Source organism: Kluyvera genomosp. 2 (assembly GCF_036759865.1).
GTDB lineage: Bacteria > Pseudomonadota > Gammaproteobacteria > Enterobacterales > Enterobacteriaceae > Kluyvera > Kluyvera ascorbata_B.
Map to the genome: position 1 here is coordinate 140,276 of NZ_JAPKIA010000006.1, position 17,498 is coordinate 157,773.

The 17,498-nt window shown below is 57.2% G+C and carries 9 protein-coding genes and 1 pseudogene; 7 read left to right on the plus strand and 3 right to left on the minus strand.

Annotated features, from left to right (window positions below; translation table 11 throughout):
• Nucleotides 1–1,226: 1,226 nt before the first annotated feature.
• The 3 genes from bcsG to bcsE are packed head-to-tail and all read right to left on the minus strand — an operon-like array spanning nt 1,227 to nt 4,658.
• Nucleotides 1,227–2,912 carry a cellulose biosynthesis protein BcsG gene (gene bcsG, locus V6942_RS08260; RefSeq protein ID WP_333501086.1) on the minus strand — a complete coding sequence of 562 codons (1,686 nt, stop codon included), beginning with the start codon at nt 2,910–2,912 and terminating at the stop codon, nt 1,227–1,229.
• A complete protein-coding gene (bcsF, locus tag V6942_RS08265) occupies nt 2,905–3,102 on the minus strand; it encodes a cellulose biosynthesis protein BcsF (RefSeq protein WP_106925025.1) in 198 nt (65 codons plus the stop codon). The genes bcsG and bcsF overlap by 8 nt, the downstream gene beginning before the upstream one ends.
• A complete protein-coding gene (gene bcsE, locus V6942_RS08270; RefSeq protein ID WP_333501087.1) occupies nt 3,099–4,658 on the minus strand; it encodes a cellulose biosynthesis protein BcsE in 1,560 nt (519 codons plus the stop codon). Before bcsE ends, bcsF begins: the two co-directional genes overlap by 4 nt.
• Nucleotides 4,659–4,958: 300 nt before the next feature.
• Here bcsE and bcsR point away from each other — a divergent pair, with 300 nt between their 5' ends.
• The 7 genes and pseudogenes from bcsR (at nt 4,959) to hmsP (ending at nt 17,378) form a co-directional block, all read left to right on the plus strand.
• A complete protein-coding gene (gene bcsR, locus V6942_RS08275; RefSeq protein WP_333501088.1) occupies nt 4,959–5,147 on the plus strand; it encodes a cellulose biosynthesis protein BcsR in 189 nt (62 codons plus the stop codon).
• Nucleotides 5,148–5,156: 9 nt separating this feature from the next.
• On the plus strand, nt 5,157–5,909 hold the full coding sequence (bcsQ, locus tag V6942_RS08280) for a cellulose biosynthesis protein BcsQ (protein WP_182929855.1): 753 nt from the start codon (nt 5,157–5,159) through the stop codon (nt 5,907–5,909).
• Nucleotides 5,906–8,524 carry a UDP-forming cellulose synthase catalytic subunit gene (gene bcsA, locus V6942_RS08285; RefSeq protein WP_333501089.1) on the plus strand — a complete coding sequence of 873 codons (2,619 nt, stop codon included), beginning with the start codon at nt 5,906–5,908 and terminating at the stop codon, nt 8,522–8,524. Before bcsQ ends, bcsA begins: the two co-directional genes overlap by 4 nt.
• 13 nt (nt 8,525–8,537) lie before the next feature.
• Nucleotides 8,538–10,840, plus strand: a pseudogene (gene bcsB, locus V6942_RS08290) (cellulose biosynthesis cyclic di-GMP-binding regulatory protein BcsB).
• Nucleotides 10,841–10,846: 6 nt separating this feature from the next.
• Nucleotides 10,847–11,944 (plus strand): cellulose synthase complex periplasmic endoglucanase BcsZ, encoded by a 1,098-nt coding sequence (bcsZ, locus tag V6942_RS08295; protein ID WP_106925031.1) that lies wholly within the window; start codon nt 10,847–10,849, stop codon nt 11,942–11,944.
• On the plus strand, nt 11,926–15,222 hold the full coding sequence (gene bcsC / locus V6942_RS08300; protein ID WP_182966807.1) for a cellulose synthase complex outer membrane protein BcsC: 3,297 nt from the start codon (nt 11,926–11,928) through the stop codon (nt 15,220–15,222). The genes bcsZ and bcsC overlap by 19 nt, the downstream gene beginning before the upstream one ends.
• A gap of 146 nt (nt 15,223–15,368) precedes the next feature.
• Nucleotides 15,369–17,378, plus strand: coding sequence for a biofilm formation regulator HmsP (hmsP, locus tag V6942_RS08305; protein WP_333501090.1), 2,010 nt, complete (start codon nt 15,369–15,371; stop codon nt 17,376–17,378).
• Nucleotides 17,379–17,498 lie beyond the last annotated feature (120 nt).

Genomic DNA, 17,498 nt, shown 5'->3' on the forward strand with positions numbered 1-17,498 from the left:
TGCGGGGGCTTGATCCCCGGCGGCATACGTTGCTGGAAAGAGAAAGCCCCCGCACGTTGACGGGTATAAACCGACAGCATAACGAGGGCCATTCACTTGCTAGACAACAAGAGGATAGCCGCGAACCGTTGCCATTGCAATGCAGGCGGTTATATGACGCTCAATGAGGCGTTATTACTTGCGGTAGTGACGTCCATCGTCGGCCCAATTGTGGTCGCGCTGGTTCGTTATTTCTTCAAGTTCTAACCTGACGGGGCGTTGTGGCTGCTGTAATGGCAACATGCGCCCGAACCGGGCCGCAGGGGTAAAACTCTGCGGCCTTTTTCGTTCTCGGGCGCAATTCTGAAAGTGAGCGGGTGGCGGCGAGCGACGGGACGGTTTGCAGTAGTATCGGACGTAAGCCGGGCCTTCCCGGTGAGGCGCAATGTTGCGGGGGCTTGATCCCCGGCGGCATATGTTGCTGGAAAGAGAAAGCCCCCGCACGTTGTTTGGTTTTAACCTGGCAACTTACGAGGGCATCCACATCTCTTCACAAAGACAGGATAGCCGCGAACCGTTGCCATTGCAACGCAGGCGGTTATATGACGCTCCATGAGGCGTTAGCACTTGCGGTGGTGACTTCCATCGTCGGCCCACTGGTAGTGGCGCTGATTCGTCACTTCTTCAAGTTCTAACCTGACGGGGCGTTATGGCTGCTGTAATGGCAACATGCGCCCGAACCGGGCCGCAGGGGTAAAACTCTGCGGCCTTTTTCGTTTTCGGGCGCAATTCTGAAAGTAAGCGGGTGGCGGCGAGCGACGGGACAGTTTGCAGTAGTATCGGATATAAGCCGGGTCTTCCCGGTGAGGCGCAATGTTGCGGGGGCTTGATCCCCGGCGGCATACGTTGCTGGAAAGAGAAAACCCCCGCACGTTGACTGGTCTAAACCGGCAACATAACGGGGGCTATCACTTGCCTGAACAACAAGAGAATAGCCGCGAACTGTTGCCATTGCAACGCAGGCGGTTATATGACGCTCAATGAGGCGTTAGCACTTGCGGTGGTGACTTCCATCGTCGGTCCACTGGTAGTGGCGCTGATTCGTCACTTCTTCAAGTTCTAACCTGACGGGGCGTTGTGGCTGCTGTAATGGCAACATGCGCCCGAACCGGGCCGCAGGGGAAACTCTGCGGCCTTTTTCGTGAGGTGCATCGGCCGGGGGTACATCACTTGACCGGGCCATGTGGTTATTGCGGGTACGGCACCCAGGCACCGCCGTTCAGGCGAACGTACGGTTTACCCTGGTATTGCACTACGACCGCGTTGGAGTTCTCCGAAACGGCGGCGGTTTGCGGCAGATTGCTAGTGAATGCCGACCAATCGACGCTGTCTTCGGTGAAGATTTTGCCGTCTACCGCACGGGCTACCAGCTCGGAAATGGCGAGATAGCTGCTTGGTTGGCTGATGTCGATAGCGGTTCCCTGATGTGGGGCCTTCATGCCAAAGAACTTGATGGCGGCCGGGACGTGAGTAATCGACGGGCTCGGAATATCGCGCAGACCGGAAACCTGCATTTTATCGCCCTGTAGCGCAGCGCCGTGTTCTGGCACGACCACCACCATCACTTTACGACCCGATTTCTCCAGTTCGGTAAAGAAGGCATCCAACTCGTCAAACAGCTTCTGCCCGCGAGCCTTATAGTCGGCCGTTTTGCTCTGCCCCGGGTAGTGGTTACCGTCGTGCAGCGGCAGAATATTATAGAAGGTCGCAGAGCGTCCGCCTGGTTTGATATCCGGCGACTGCATCCAACGGTTGAGAACCGCCAGGTCGTCGTACACCGGCGAGCCGTCGAAGGACAGTAGGTTGACCGGCAGTTTGCTCTGATCCATCAGCGGGCTCTGCATACCGCCATTTTCACGCACTTCCTTGAGGAAATCGCCGAATACGCCGTTGTGATCCAGCATCAGATGCTGCGTGAAGCCCAGCTTCGACAGATTATCGAACAGGTAGCACTGATTGCCCGCAGGCTGATACAGGCTGGTGTGCGACGGCTGGCCGCAGCTGGCGCGCAGCAGGCGAATCGCCGCCGGACCGCTGTAGGACGTTGCGGAGTTAAAGTTGCTAAAGCGAATATCAAAGTGCGACCACAGCGGGTGCTGCATCAGGGCCGCGGCTTCGAGGTCAGAGTTTGCCAGTGAGCAGATGTTGATCACCAGTAGGTCAAACGGCTGGGCATCTTCGGGCAGTTGTGCCGGGAAGGCCGTCGCGCGTTTGCTTTCCGACGCATAAAAACTATTGAGCCAGGCGTTGAGATTGTCAGACGTCGGCGCTGCCGTTTGTGCTGGGATATCGGCGCTGGTTGCCGCGCTGCTGGCCGCAGCGGCCGGGGCGGAACCGGCGGGAGCCGCGGAGGCGGAGGCGCTGCTGCTGCTTTCCCCGGTCGGCCACAAGCTAAAGGACGGGCCTACCAGGGTGCTCAGGTTAATCCATACCATGGCGGCAACCACGAAGACCGTTATGCGGATCCATTGATTGAGGAATAGCCACGCCACCAGCAGCACAAAGAATGCGCCAACCATCTGCCAGTTAATAAAGCGGGTGATCAGGTCCCAGATATAGTCAGCGCTGAAGCCCGCAATCTGCGAGCCCTGGCTCATAATGCTTTCCGGCCCCGGCAGCCAGGTATCGTGCCAGAACAGCGCAATACCGATCGGGATGGCAATCCACTGCCGCCAGCGGTGCAGCCGGCTATTGGGCAGTGGGAACAGCAGGAAGGCCATAAAAACCAGGTTCTGCATGGCGTGAAAATTGAGGTATCCCGCCCACAGCAGGCCAAACTTGACCAGGAAATAGAAGTTCCAGCCTGACAGACCCCGCCAGTAGTGCCAGGATGAGGACGGTGTAGCGGCGGCGTTTTTCGTCGATTTAGTCATTTTTTGATTTTGCCCTGACGGCCAGATCGCGGCGTAATACGCCTACCGGCTTAACATAACGGGGTTTAAGAAACAGCAAACGGAAGGTGTTTTCAATACGATGTTGATGATGGCGCACCAGGTACCCCAGCGGGAAAAAGAACAGCGCGCATAGCACAACCAGTTGAACAATATCGCTTATCGACATCATGACGATTTCTCTTCGGTATCGGCGGACAAATGATGAGGTTCTGGGTAGCGTCGCCAGCTATTACCTTCGTAGGTCGCGTTAATCACATTTTTGGGTTTCGGCGCTAAATCAAGCGGCTGGGTCCACCGTTCCGGCGTGACCTCACGCATCATCAGTAACTCGGAGGCAATCTGCTTATCTTCAAACCAAATCATACGGTTCGAGAAGATATCGCCGGTAGGCAGCGGGAAAATATGGTTCAGCGCCGTATCAAGATCGTTGACCCGACAGAAGGGTAAAAACATCACCAGCCGCCGGTCGGCAATGGTCACGATATCGCCCATGCGGTGAGGCCGGCACAGGGTCAGCACCTGTTCGACGCGCAGCCCTGGCGCAGGACGCAGCGCGACCATCACACCTTTGCTGTCCGCGGGCAGCAGCGTGTTATTAATCACCTTCTGTACCGAATCGCAGAATACATCCCACTTCTGATAGCCCTTAAGCTTCAGCGGCTCCGTATTGGCCAATAAGGTGGTGAGGTCTTCGGGAACGTGACGATTGAACTGCTGTGTTTGCACGCTTTCAATTAACGTCAGGCTCCGCGACAGCGGCGCGCTGGCAGAAATGACCAGGTTAGCGCCGCAGCTGAGCAGCAGACGTTCATCGGTAGCGCGCAGGCTTGGCGTGGTTTCACGGGTGATGATTTTTAATGCGCTGCCGCGTTGGCGACGGAGGGTGTGAATATAATGGGCAAGCTGTTCCACCTGGCTATTCTGGCGGAGTGAGAATATGACCGTGGCGGCCTGCGCCGTGCGCGCAGCATTAAATACCGCGTCGTTGGTATCGAATAACGTCCAGTGTTCAGAAAGCGCTGGCGCCCCTTCAAGAATATCGATGTTACTCAATACTTGTTTTTCATCGCTGCGCGGTTGAACGCTTGCGACCTCGTCTTGCGCTAAATGCCAGCCGTTGTCATTCTGTTTAATTAAAAGCTGTTGACGAGCGCTAACGCCTTTTTCATTCGCCCAATAAGATATATCCAGAAGTTGACTATCACCCTGGTAACGTAAATTCGCAAGTCCGGAAAGAGATCCGTATCCCCCTAACAAAAGCGAAGTCAGAGCGTCCGCATTGTTGCCGGGGTTTAGAACTAAAAGAGTGCAATGGTAGTATTTAGCCCATCGTTGAGATTTGTTTATCCAATCGATGAGTTTTTCACCTGATATATTCTCCCAGGCATTGTGAGAGCATAAAAGTATAACGAAATAATCTTTTGGTTCGAGCGTACAGAGCAAATCGCGGCGCATAAAGTCTAGACCATTCTGGCTATTATGCATGGCGAAAAGCGAAATTTGTTTCGGGCCAGCATTTTCCTTTAACGCTATGAGCTCGTTAGGATTTTCTCCCATACTCACCACGGCGACTTTGGCCGAGTCGGCCTGTGCGCTGAGCGTCTGGTTCAGCAGACTCACGGCATCTTCATGGCGGTCAGTATTCACCCACCACACGCCACCCGCAGGCATATGACTCACTTCATCCCACAGTGACTGGATACCAATAGAAAATATGGGGTTCATCGTGTCCCTCTTATCGACGAAAATCCTGAGTATAAGTTTACTAGTGTCATCGCTAGAATAAACCTAATATTGAAATTAAATAGCATCAGATTTAGCATGTATACTCTAAATAATTCGAGTTATCGTCAGGCGATAAGTGAGTAAATCCCCTGAAAATTGCATAACTATGTGGCTGGAATGAGTAAAAACGGACGGGCTCATCTGCCATCTGAAGTATGATCAGTATAAACGAATTTCATGGAAAGGTTGCCATTCAACAGATGTGGTGCGTTCGTACTTTGATTTCAGAGGGAGTAAACAATGCCAGATAACGAAACGACGACATCCGTTGATTCGGAGCTCGGATACACTTTCCAGAACGATTTTCTCGCGCTTAGCCGGGCTTTCTCTCTACCTAATATAGATTACACTGATATTTCCCAGCGTGAAAAATTAGCTGCGGCGTTTAAGCGTTGGCCGCTGCTATCAGAGTTTGCAGAACAAAAATAAGGAAGCCTCATGGCTATTCTGGGATTACAGGGCGTGCGAGGTGGTGTAGGCACAACGTCAATCACGGCGGCCCTGGCGTGGTCATTGCAACTGCTCGGGGAGTCGGTGCTGGTCATTGACGCTTGCCCTGATAATATGCTGCGCCTGTCATTCAACGACGATATCGCTCGTGAAAGCGGCTGGGCGCGTGCGACGCTGGACGGCCAGGACTGGCGGGATGCTGCGCTGCGCTATACCGCGCAAATCGACATACTGCCGTTTGGCAAACTGCGCGCGGGAGAGCAGCAGCATATTGCGGCGCTGGGCGAAACGCTGGCTATCGTGACGACGCTTGCGCAAACGCTGGAGCGTGAAGGGCGCTATCAGTGGATCCTGATTGACCTGCCGTACGGATTCTATCCGTGGATGCCTGCGCTGGTTGAAGCCTGTCACTATACGCTGACCGTCGTCAAGCCTGATGCCAACTGTCATATTCGTCTGCATCAGCAGGTGTTTCCGCAGAATACGCACATTCTTATCAATGACCTGCGCGTTAACAGCCAGCTACAGGAAGACCTCTACCAGGTGTGGCTACAAACGCAGCGTCATCTGTTACCTATCGTGGTTCATCGCGACGAAGCGATGGCTGAGAGCCTGGCGAGCAAGCAGCCGCTGGGTGAGTATCGTCACGACTCGCTTGCTGCCGAAGAGATGATTACCCTCGCGAACTGGTGTTTGATGCACTATGCCGGCCATCGCCCTGCGCAAGAGAGCGAATCATGATTCGCCTTGGCCGCGTGATTTTTGCTCCGCCGGTCTATGCGCGTCTGCGCGAGCGTTACGTCGGCTATCGGCGCGCCGGTGCGTCCTGGCTTGCCGCAACGCTGGCCTGTTGGTGGACGGGCCTGGCGTGGATTTTCCTGCCGCTGGAGAACCCGTGCTGGCAGGCATTGAGCGCGCGACAGGACGAACTGTTCCCGCATATTCATTTCGCGCGCCCGCGGCCGTTAGATCCGCTGCGCTTTATGCTACAGGCATTCTGGCTTATTGCCAGTAAACCGCCGCAGACGCGTAAACCAATCAGCTGGCGGCCATTCGCGAGCGTAGGACGCCTGCGCGAGCGTTACAACCAGTGGGCGGATGCGCTTCCTGGCCGCATCAATGCGCAAACCGACCATCTGGACCATAAAAAGGAGCTGGCGCACCTCAATCCGAAGCTGCGCCAGTTTATTCTCGGCGTCGTGGTCGGGCTGTCGCTGCTGCTGGCGCTGGTATGCATTACCCAACCGTTTAACCCACTGTCTCAGTTTATTTTCCTGATGCTGCTGTGGGGCGTGGCGCTGCTGGTTCGCCGCATTCCCGGTCGTTTCTCCGCGCTGATGCTGATTGTGCTATCGCTGACGGTTTCCTGCCGCTACATCTGGTGGCGCTATACGTCTACGCTGAACTGGAACGATCCGGTGAGCCTGGTGTGCGGCCTGATTCTGCTGTTTGCGGAAACCTATGCCTGGATTGTGCTGGTGCTGGGCTATTTCCAGGTTGTCTGGCCGCTGAACCGCCACCCGGTGCCGCTGCCGAAAGACATGAACGCATGGCCGACCGTCGATATTTTTGTCCCGACCTATAATGAAGATCTGAACGTGGTGAAAAATACCGTTTACGCGTCGTTGGGCATCGACTGGCCGAAAGATAAAGTGAAAATCTGGATCCTCGACGATGGCGCGCGTGAGGAGTTTCGTCAGTTCGCCAAAGATGTTGGCGTTGAATACGTTGCGCGTGCCACGCATGAACATGCAAAAGCCGGGAACATCAACAATGCGCTGAAGCTGGCGAAAGGTGAGTTTGTCTCTATCTTCGACTGTGACCACGTGCCGACGCGCTCGTTCCTGCAAATGACCATGGGCTGGTTCCTGAAGGACGAAAAGCTGGCGATGATGCAGACGCCGCACCACTTCTTCTCGCCGGATCCGTTCGAGCGTAACCTGGGGCGCTTCCGTAAAACGCCGAACGAAGGCACGTTGTTCTATGGCTTGGTTCAGGACGGTAACGACATGTGGGACGCCACCTTCTTCTGCGGCTCCTGTGCGGTTATTCGTCGTAAACCGCTGGATGAAATCGGCGGTATCGCTGTCGAGACGGTCACCGAAGATGCGCACACCTCGCTGCGCCTGCACCGCCTTGGCTACACCTCCGCCTATATGCGTCTACCGCAGGCGGCGGGGCTGGCGACGGAGAGCCTGTCGGCGCATATCGGCCAGCGAATCCGCTGGGCGCGCGGAATGGTGCAGATTTTCCGCCTCGATAACCCGCTGTTGGGCAAAGGACTGAAGCTGCCGCAGCGGCTTTGCTACCTTAATGCGATGTTCCACTTCTTATCGGGGGTGCCGCGGCTGATCTTCCTGACCGCACCGCTGGCCTTCCTGCTGCTGCACGCCTACATCATCTATGCGCCTGCGCTGATGATCGCCCTGTTCGTGCTGCCGCACATGATTCACGCCAGCCTGACCAACTCGAAAATTCAGGGCAAATACCGCCACTCGTTCTGGAGTGAAATCTATGAAACGGTGCTGGCGTGGTATATCGCGCCCCCCACCATGGTGGCGCTGTTCAACCCGCATAAAGGTAAATTCAACGTTACCGCCAAGGGTGGGCTGGTGGAGGAAGAGTACGTCGACTGGGTTATCTCGCGGCCGTATATCTTCCTTGTGTTGCTAAACCTGGTCGGCGTGGCGTTTGGTATCTGGCGCTATATGTATGGCCCGGAGAACGAGGTTCTCACCGTGTGGATCAGCCTGATATGGGTGTTCTATAACCTGATTATTCTTGGCGGCGCGGTGGCCGTGTCGGTGGAAAGTAAACAGGTTCGCCGCTCACATCGCGTGGAGATCAAAATGCCGGGCGCGATTGCTCGCGAAGATGGTCACCTGTTCTCCTGTACGGTGCACGACTTCTCTGACGGTGGCGTAGGCATTCGCATTAACGGCGACGCGCAGGTGCTGGAAGAGCAGAAGGTGAATCTGCTGCTTAAACGCGGCCAGCAGGAATACGTCTTCCCAACGCAGGTCGTGCGCGTACTGGGCAGCGAAGTCGGGCTTAAGCTGCTGCCGATGAGCACGCGTCAGCATATTGATTTTGTACAGTGTACCTTTGCGCGCGCGGATACGTGGGCGCTGTGGCAGGACAGCTTCCCGGAAGACAAACCGCTGGAAAGTTTGTTCGATATTCTGAAGTTAGGCTTCCGTGGTTACCGTCATCTGGCCGAGTTTGCGCCGCCGGTGGCGAAGGAAATTTTCCGGTCGCTCACCTTGCTGGTGGCGTGGGTGGCCTCGTTTGTACCGCGTCGTCCGGAACGTGAGGCGGCTCTCGAGCACCCGCTATCGGCTTTGGCTCAACAATAATGATGATTATGCGATGAAAAGAAACCTTTCCTGGATTTGTGCAGTGGCGATGGGCATGGGCAGTTTACTGCCGCTCACGACGTATTCAGCACCGACGACTGATGTGTCGGTTGCGCCGTCCGTTCAGCAGGATGCGGCGGCTCCAGCAGCCGATACGGCACCCGTCGTCGTGCAAGATGCGCCGACTCGTGACGTTAAGCTGTCTTTCGCTCAGATCGCGCCGCCGCCGGGAAGTATGGTGCTGCGCGGTGCTAACCCGGATGGCGGAATCGAGTTTGGCATGCGCAGCGACGAAGTGGTGTCGAAGGCGCTGCTCAATCTGATTTACACGCCGTCGCCGTCGCTGCTGCCGGTCACCTCGCAGCTGAAGGTTTATCTGAACGATGAGCTGATGGATGTGCTGCCGGTTACCAAAGAACAGCTGGGCAAAAAGGTCACGGCGCAGATTGCCGTCGATCCGCTTTACATCACCGATTTTAACCGCGTGCGCCTCGAGTTTATTGGCCACTATCGCGACGTGTGTGAAAACCCGGCAAACACGACCGTCTGGCTGGACGTCGGGCGCAGCAGTTCGCTGGACTTAACCTATCAGTCGCTGAAGGTTCGCAACGATCTGTCGCATTTCCCGGTGCCGTTCTTTGACGCCCGCGATAATCGTACGCTGGATCTGCCGATGGTCTTCGCCGCATCGCCTGACCTGCAGCAACAGCAGGCTGCGGGGGTTATTGCCTCCTGGTTCGGCGCGAAAGCCGGCTGGCGCGGTGGAGCTTCCCGGTGCTGTACAACACGCTGCCGGAGCGCAGCGCGATCGTCTTTGCCACGAACGATCGTCGCCCGGATTTCCTGCGCGATCATCCGGCGGTGAAGGCGCCGACGATCGAAATGATCGACCACCCGAACAATCCGTACCTGAAGCTGCTGGTGGTCTTCGGGCGTGATGATAAAGACCTGCTGAAAGCGGCGCAGGGGATTGCGTCAGGCAACATTTTGTTCCGTGGCAATAGCGTGACGGTGGACGATGTGAAGCCGCTGCAGCCGCGCGTGCCTTACGATGCGCCGAACTGGGTGCGCACCGACCGTCCGGTGACCTTTGGCGAGCTGAAAACCTACGAACAGCAGCTTCAGTCCAGCGGTCTGGAGCCTGCATCTATCAACCTGTCGCTGAATCTGCCGCCGGATCTGTATCTGCTGCGCAGCACCGGCATCGATATGGATCTGAAGTACCGTTACACCATGCCGCCGGTCAAAGACAGCTCGCGCATGGATATCAGCCTCAACAACCAGTTCTTACAGTCGTTTAACCTGGACAGCACTCAGGACGTCAACAAACTGTTGCTGCGTCTGCCTATTCTGCAGGGTTTGCTGGACGGTAAAAACGACGTCAGCATTCCGGCGCTGCGTCTGGGGGCCATGAACCAGCTGCGCTTTGACTTCCAGTATATGAACCCGATGCCTGGCGGCTCGGTCGATAACTGCGTGACCTTCCAGCCGGTGCTGAATCATGTGGTTATCGGCGACGACTCCACCATTGACTTCTCCCAGTACTATCACTTCCTGCCGATGCCGGATCTGCGTACTTTTGCTAACGCTGGCTTCCCGTTCACTCGTATGGCTGACCTGTCTGATACGGTGATTGTGATGCCGAAGACGCCGTCTGAAGCGCAGGTTAGCACCTTGCTGAATACCGTTGGCGTGATTGGCGGCCAGACCGGCCTCGCCGGGACCGGCATGACCATCGTGGATGACGGCAGCCAGATTAAGGATAAAGACGCCGACCTGCTGCTGATTGGCTCTATTCCGCAGCAGCTGAAGGATGACAAACACGTTGACCTGCTGGTGAACGCCACCCAGAGCTGGGTGAAAACGCCGGTGCGCCACAACGATCTGCCGAGCATCTACCTGGATGCGGATGACCGCCAGCCAAGCGTGAAGACGGGGATTACATCCGACGGCCCAATGGCGGCCATCGTCGGCTTTGAATCACCGTATTACAAACAGCGCAGCGTCGTCGCGCTGCTGGCCGACAGCAGCAGCGGCTACAGCCTGCTGAACAGCGCGCTCAACGACAGCGGCAAACGTGCGGCGATGTTCGGTTCGGTGTCGGTGATACGTGAATCGGGCGTCAGCAGCCTGCGCGTGGGCGATATTTACTATGTAGGGCACCTGCCGTGGTTTGAACGCGTTTGGTTCGCGCTCTCCAACCATCCGGTGCTGCTGGCTATCTTTGCGGCGATCAGCATTGTGCTGCTGGCATGGGTACTGTGGCGTCTGCTGCGTATCATCAGCCGTCGTCGTCTGGATCCAGAAGACGAGTAAGCCACAATGAAAATACTGAGCTGGATCGTTCTGCTGTGCGCCCTGGGCGGCCAGGCGCAGGCCGCCTGCGGTTGGCCTGCCTGGGAGCAGTTTAAAAAGGATTACGTTAGCGCGGAAGGGCGCGTGATCGATCCCAGCGATGCGCGCAAAATCACGACCTCGGAAGGGCAAAGCTACGCGCTGTTCTTTGCGCTGGCGGCGAACGATCGGCAGATGTTCGCCACCCTGCTGAGCTGGACGCAGAATAACCTCGCGCAGGGTTCGCTGCGCGAGCGACTTCCGGCCTGGCTGTGGGGTAAAAAGAGCAATGAGGAATGGACGGTGCTGGACAGCAACTCTGCCTCTGACTCTGATGTCTGGATTGCCTGGACGCTGCTGGAAGCCGGTCGGTTGTGGAAAAACGACGACTATACGGCGACCGGCAAAGCGCTGCTGGCGAAGATTGCCGACGACGAAGTGGTGAAGGTGCCGGGGCTGGGGCTGATGCTGCTGCCCGGCCGCGTCGGCTTTGCCGAAGAGACGCGCTGGCGCTTTAACCCGAGCTACCTCCCGCCGCAGCTGGCGCAGTACTTCAGCCGCTTCGGCGCGCCGTGGACGACGCTGCGCGATACTAACCTCAAACTGCTGCTCGACACCGCGCCGAAAGGCTTTTCCCCGGATTGGGTGAGCTACGAAAAAGGGAAGGGCTGGCAGCTGAAAGACGCGAATATTATCGGCAGCTATGATGCCATTCGCGTCTACCTGTGGGTGGGCATGATGCACGATGCCGATCCGCAAAAAGCGCGCCTGCTTAAACGCTTTAACGCCATGGCGGCGCAGACCGCCAGACAGGGGCTCCCGCCGGAAAAAGTGGCGATCGCCACGGGCAAAGTGACCGGCGATGGCCCGGTGGGCTTTTCGGCTTCCCTTCTGCCGTTCTTACAAGATCGTGACGTCCAGGCCGCTCAGCGCCAGCGCGTTGCCGACCATTTTCCCAGCGCGGATGCTTATTACAGCTATGTTCTGACCCTCTTTGGTCAGGGCTGGGATCAACATCGTTTTCGCTTCAGCGCCCGCGGCGAACTCCTACCTGATTGGGGCCAGGAATGCGCAAATTCACACTAAGTTTACTCACACTTTCTCTGGGTCTGTCGCTGGTGCAGCCGGCCTTCGCGGATACGTCGGCAGAAGAGCAGTTGCTCAACCAGGTGCGCCTGGGGGAAGCCAGTAAGCGCGACGATTTGGTCCAGCAGTCGCTGTATCGTCTGGAGCTGATTAACCCCAATAATCCGAAGGTGCTGGCGGCTCGCCTGCGCTACATGCTGCGTCAGGGCGATACCGCTGGCGCGCAGCAGCAGCTGAAAAAACTGGGGCAGGTGGCGCCAGATTCGGCTGAATATAACGCTTCGCGCGCAGAAATTGGCCTCAATACGGATGCCGGGCGCCAGGCGCTACAGCAGGCGCGTTTGTTGGCGACCACCGGCCACGTGCCGGAAGCGCTGGCCGAATATGAGAAAGCATTCAACGGCCCGCCGCCGGACGGCGACTATGCCGTTGAGTACTGGACCGCGGTGGTGAAGCTGCCCGCGCGCCACAATGAGGCGCTCAAACATCTGCAGACGCTGAACCAGAAAAACCCGGGAAATGTTGGCCTGCAAATGACGCTGGCAAATACGCTGCTGGGCGATAACCAGCGCGACGCGGCGTTTGCGGTGCTGGAACAGATGGCGAAATCGGCGGGCGGCCGCGGGCCGGCAGGCGATATCTGGTTTAAAGCTATCAAAGCTCAGCCCGCCAGCCCGTCAAGCGTACAGGCGCTTCAGCGCTATCTGTTGATTTTTACCAGCGGCGAATCGGCGGACAGCGCACGGGCGCTGCTGGCGGAGCAGCAAAAACAGCTGGCGGACCCGGTTTTCCTCGCGAAAGCCAAAGAGGCCGAAGCCGAGGCGAACAAACCGCAAACCTGGCAACTGTACTGGCCGCTGATTCGTAAAGGCGATGCGGCGTTGAAGGCCAACAACCTGGCGCAGGCAGAGGGCTTCTATCAGCAGGCGCGTAAGCTGGATGCGACCGACAGCTATGCGGTGCTGGGGCTGGGCGATGTGGCGATGGCGCGTAAGGACAGCGCCAGCGCGGAGCGCTACTACCAGCAGGCGCTGCGTCTCGATCGCGGCAACAGCAGCGCGGTACGTGGTCTGGCTAATATCTATCGCGCCCAGTCACCGGAGAAAGCCACCGCCTTTATCAACGGACTCTCGGCCAGCCAGCGTCGTAGTATTGATGATATTGAACGCAGCCTGACCAACGATCGCCTTTCGCAGCAGGCGGAAGCGCTGGAAAACAGCGGGCAGTGGGCGCAGGCGGCGGCGCTACAGCGTCAGCGTCTGGCGCTGTCGCCTGACGATGTGTGGATCACCTATCGTCTCTCACGCGATTTGGTGAGCGCAGGGCAGCGCGGCGAAGCCGACCGTCTGATGCTCAACCTGGCGCGTAAAAAACCGACCGATGCCGATCAGGTCTACGCCAACGGACTGTATCTTTCCGGAAACGGTCAGGACCAGGCAGCGCTAACGCATCTGGCCGCGCTGCCGTCATCGCAGTGGACCGACAACATTCGCGAGCTGGATCAGCGCTTGCGCAGCGACCAGATGCTGGCGCAGGCGAACCGCCTGCGTGACGGCGGACAGGAGGCGCAGGCGATTGCGCTGCTGAAACAACAGCCGGAATCTGCGCGCATTCATTCGACGTTGGCCGACTGGGCGCAGCAGCGGGGCGACCGCGCCACCGCGCTTGCTGAATACAACGCGGTGCTGGCAAAAGATCCGCATGATGAAGATGCGCATCTGGGGCTGGCCGAAGTCTATGCCGCTGATGGCAACCGTCTGGCGGCGCGTCAACAGCTTGCGGAAGTCCCCGCGGAAGGGCAGCGTTCGCTCAATACCCAGCGCCGTATCGCGCTGGTGAACGCGCAACTGGGTGACACCGCTACGGCGCAGAAAATGCTGACGGCGATAGTGCCGCAGGCCAAAGCACAGCCGCCGTCGATGGAAAGCGCTATGGTGCTGCGCGATGCGGCACGCTATCAGGCGCAGGACGGTAACCCGCAGCAGGCGCTGGAAACGTATAAAGATGCGATGGTAGCAACGGGCATTACGCCAACGCGCCCGCAGGATAACGACACCTTTACGCGTCTGACGCGCAACGATGAGAAAGATGACTGGCTCAAGCGCGGCGTGCGTAGCGACGCCGCCGATCTGTACCGTCAGCAGGATCTCAACGTGACTCTGGAGCACGATTACTGGGGCTCCAAGGGCACCGGCGGCTATTCGGACCTGAAAGCGCACACCACCATGCTTCAGGTCGATGCGCCGTTGGCCGATGGCCGCATGTTCTTCCGTTCCGATCTGGTGAATATGGATGCCGGCAGCTTCTCGACCGACAAAAATGGCTACCACAAAGAACAGTGGGGGACCTGTGATTTGGCCCGCTGTAATGGCTCGGCCAATCAGAGCGACAGCGGGGCCAGCGTGGCCGTGGGCTGGAAAAATGACACCTGGAACGCCGACATTGGCACCACGCCGATTGGCTTTAACGTGGTGGATATCGTCGGTAGCCTGAGTTACAGCAACGATCTGGGCCCGTTTGGCTATACGCTGAACGCGCATCGTCGCCCGGTCTCCAGCTCGCTGCTGGCCTTCGGCGGGCAAAAAGATAACAGCAGCGGCGACCATCCCGGCACCACCTGGGGCGGGGTACGCGCTAACGGCGGTGGCGTCAGTCTGAGCTACGATAAAGGCGAAGCCAACGGCGTGTGGGCCTCGCTAAGCGGCGACCAGTTAACCGGCAAGAACGTTGCCGACAACTGGCGCGTGCGCTGGATGACCGGCTATTACTACAAGGTCATTAATGAGAATAACCGTCGGGTGACCGTTGGGCTGAACAATATGATTTGGCACTACCAGAAGGATCTGAGCGGTTATACGTTAGGTCAGGGCGGTTACTACAGTCCGCAGGAGTACGTTTCCTTCGCCGTGCCGATAAACTGGCGTCAGCGTACGGAAAACTGGTCGTGGGAGCTGGGCGGTTCCGTCTCCTGGTCGCATTCGCGTACCCGTACTGAACCGCGTTATCCGCTGATGAATCTGATACCTTCGCAGTGGCAGGAAGATGCCAGCGATGACGTCAACCACGGCGGCAGCAGCCAGGGCTATGGCTATACCGCGCGGGCGATTATCGAACGTCGCGTGACGTCCAACTGGTTTATCGGCGCCGGCGTGGATATTCAGCAGGCGAAAGACTACACCCCAAGCCATGCGTTGCTGTACGTCCGTTACTCTGCCGCAGGCTGGCAGGGTGACCTCGATATGCCGCCCCAGCCGCTTGTGCCTTACGCCGACTGGTAATTCGTCTACCCGGATTAGGTATTCGTCTTATATAACCCGGCATCACGCCGGGTTATAATTATTGCGCCGGAGTCCATTTTGACTTTGGCGCCAGCCTCGTTATTCTCAATGCCTGAGCAATACGTTCGTACCTGTGGAGAGCTCTTTTGCGCGTCAGCCGTTCACTTACTATAAAACAAATGGCCATGGTAGCTGTGGTTACCATGTTGTTTTTATTTATTTTTTGCTTCATTTTACTGTTCCACTTTGTGCAGCAGGATCGCTATAACACGGCCACGCAGTTAGAGAGTATCGCGCGCTCCGTACGCCAGCCCCTGTCGGCTGCCATTCTTAAGGCTGATATTCCCGAAGCCGAAGCCATTCTTGGCCGTATTCAGCCGTCGGGTATTGTCAGCCGGGCGGATGTCGTCCTGCCCAACCAGTTTCAGGCGCTGCGCATGAGCTTTATTCCGGAGCGTCCCGTGCCGGTGAACATCACGCGAATTTTCGAGCTGCCGGTGCAGATTTCGCTGCCGCTCTATTCGCTGGAACGCCCGGCAAATCCGCAGCCCTTGGCGTATCTGGTGCTTCAGGCTGACTCCTGGCGCATGTATAAGTTTGTGATGAGCGCCCTGGCAACGATAGTGACTGCTTACTTCCTTTTAGTACTGATCCTCACTGTTGCGCTGACCTGGTGCATCAACAGGCTGATCGTCAGGCCGCTGCGCAGCATTGCCTATGAAATTCACGATTTGCCGGGGGCCGATCGTATCGGGCACCAGCTCGCGCTGCCGCGCCTGCACCATGACGATGAGATCGGTACGCTGGTACGCAGCTATAACCGCAACCAGCAGGCGCTGTTGCGCCAGTATGACGAGCTGAGCAGTCAGTCAACGCGATTCCCGGTTTCGGATCTGCCGAATAAAGCCTTCTTGCTGGGGCTGCTGGAGCAGAGTCTGGCACGCAAATCGCCGGTTGCGCTGCTGGCCATCGCCTGCGAAACGTTGCAGGACACCGCTGGCGTGTTGAAAGAGGCGCAGCGCGAGATGCTGCTGCTGACGCTGGCTGAGAAAATTAAGCAGGTGATCACCCCACGTATGGTGTTGGCACAGGTCAGCGGCTACGATTTTGCGATTCTGGCCTACGGCATCAAAGAACCGTGGCATGCAATTACGTTAGGTCAGCAAGTGCTCACTACCATAAATGAACGGTTGCCGCTGCAGGGCATTCAGCTACGCCCGAGCGCCAGCATTGGTATTGCCATGTACAACGACGGCCTGACGGCGGAGCAACTCTATCGCCGCTCGCTTTCCGCCGCCTTTACCGCGCGGCGCAAGGGGAAGAATCAGATTGAATTCTTCGACCCGGAACAGATGGCCAATGCGCAGAAACGGCTCACCGAAGAGAGCGATATTCTGACGGCGCTCGATAACCAGCGGTTTTCTCTCTGGCTTCAGCCGCAGGTTGAAACGGCCACCGGTAAAGTCTGTAGCGCCGAGGTGCTGCTGCGCCAGCGCCAGCCGGACGGCAGCTGGGCGCTGCCGAACGATTTGATTGATAGCATTGAATCCTGCGGGCTGATGGTTACCGTTGGTCACTGGGTGCTGGAAGAAGCCTGTCGTCAGCTGGCGGTATGGCAATCGCGCGGGATTATGCTGCCGCTGTCGGTGAATATTTCTGCTTTGCAGCTGCTGCATCACGATATGGTGTCCGACATGCTGGCGCTGCTTAACCGCTACCGCATCGCGCCGGGCACTCTGGTACTGGAAGTGACCGAGAGCCGCCGCATTGACGATCCGAAAGCAGCGGTCGCTATTCTGCGTCCGTTACGCAATGCCGGAGTACGCATTGCGTTGGATGATTTCGGCATGGGTTATGCCGGGCTGCGTCAGCTCCAGCATATGAAGTCGGTTCCGGTCGACATCCTGAAAATTGATAAAATCTTTATTGATACGCTGCCGGAGGACGCCAGCATGGTCGCGGCCATCATCCAGCTGGGGCGCAGCCTTAACCTGAGAATGGTTGCTGAAGGCGTTGAAAACGAAGAACAATATGCCTGGCTGCGTGCCGCAGATGTCGATGTCCTACAGGGATTCTTATTTGCCCGCGCGGTGCCGATGGAGGTGTTTGAGCAGGATTATCTGGGCCAGGAGAAATCACTGCTGCCGAGCGACTGAAGATTGTGATTGTGCGTGTCAGCTCAAAGATTTAACAATTAAGTATCAAATAAACGTACAAATATTTCGATTATGTTTCTTGGATGTTATTTTGTGCGCACAGGCGAAAATAAACCCTAC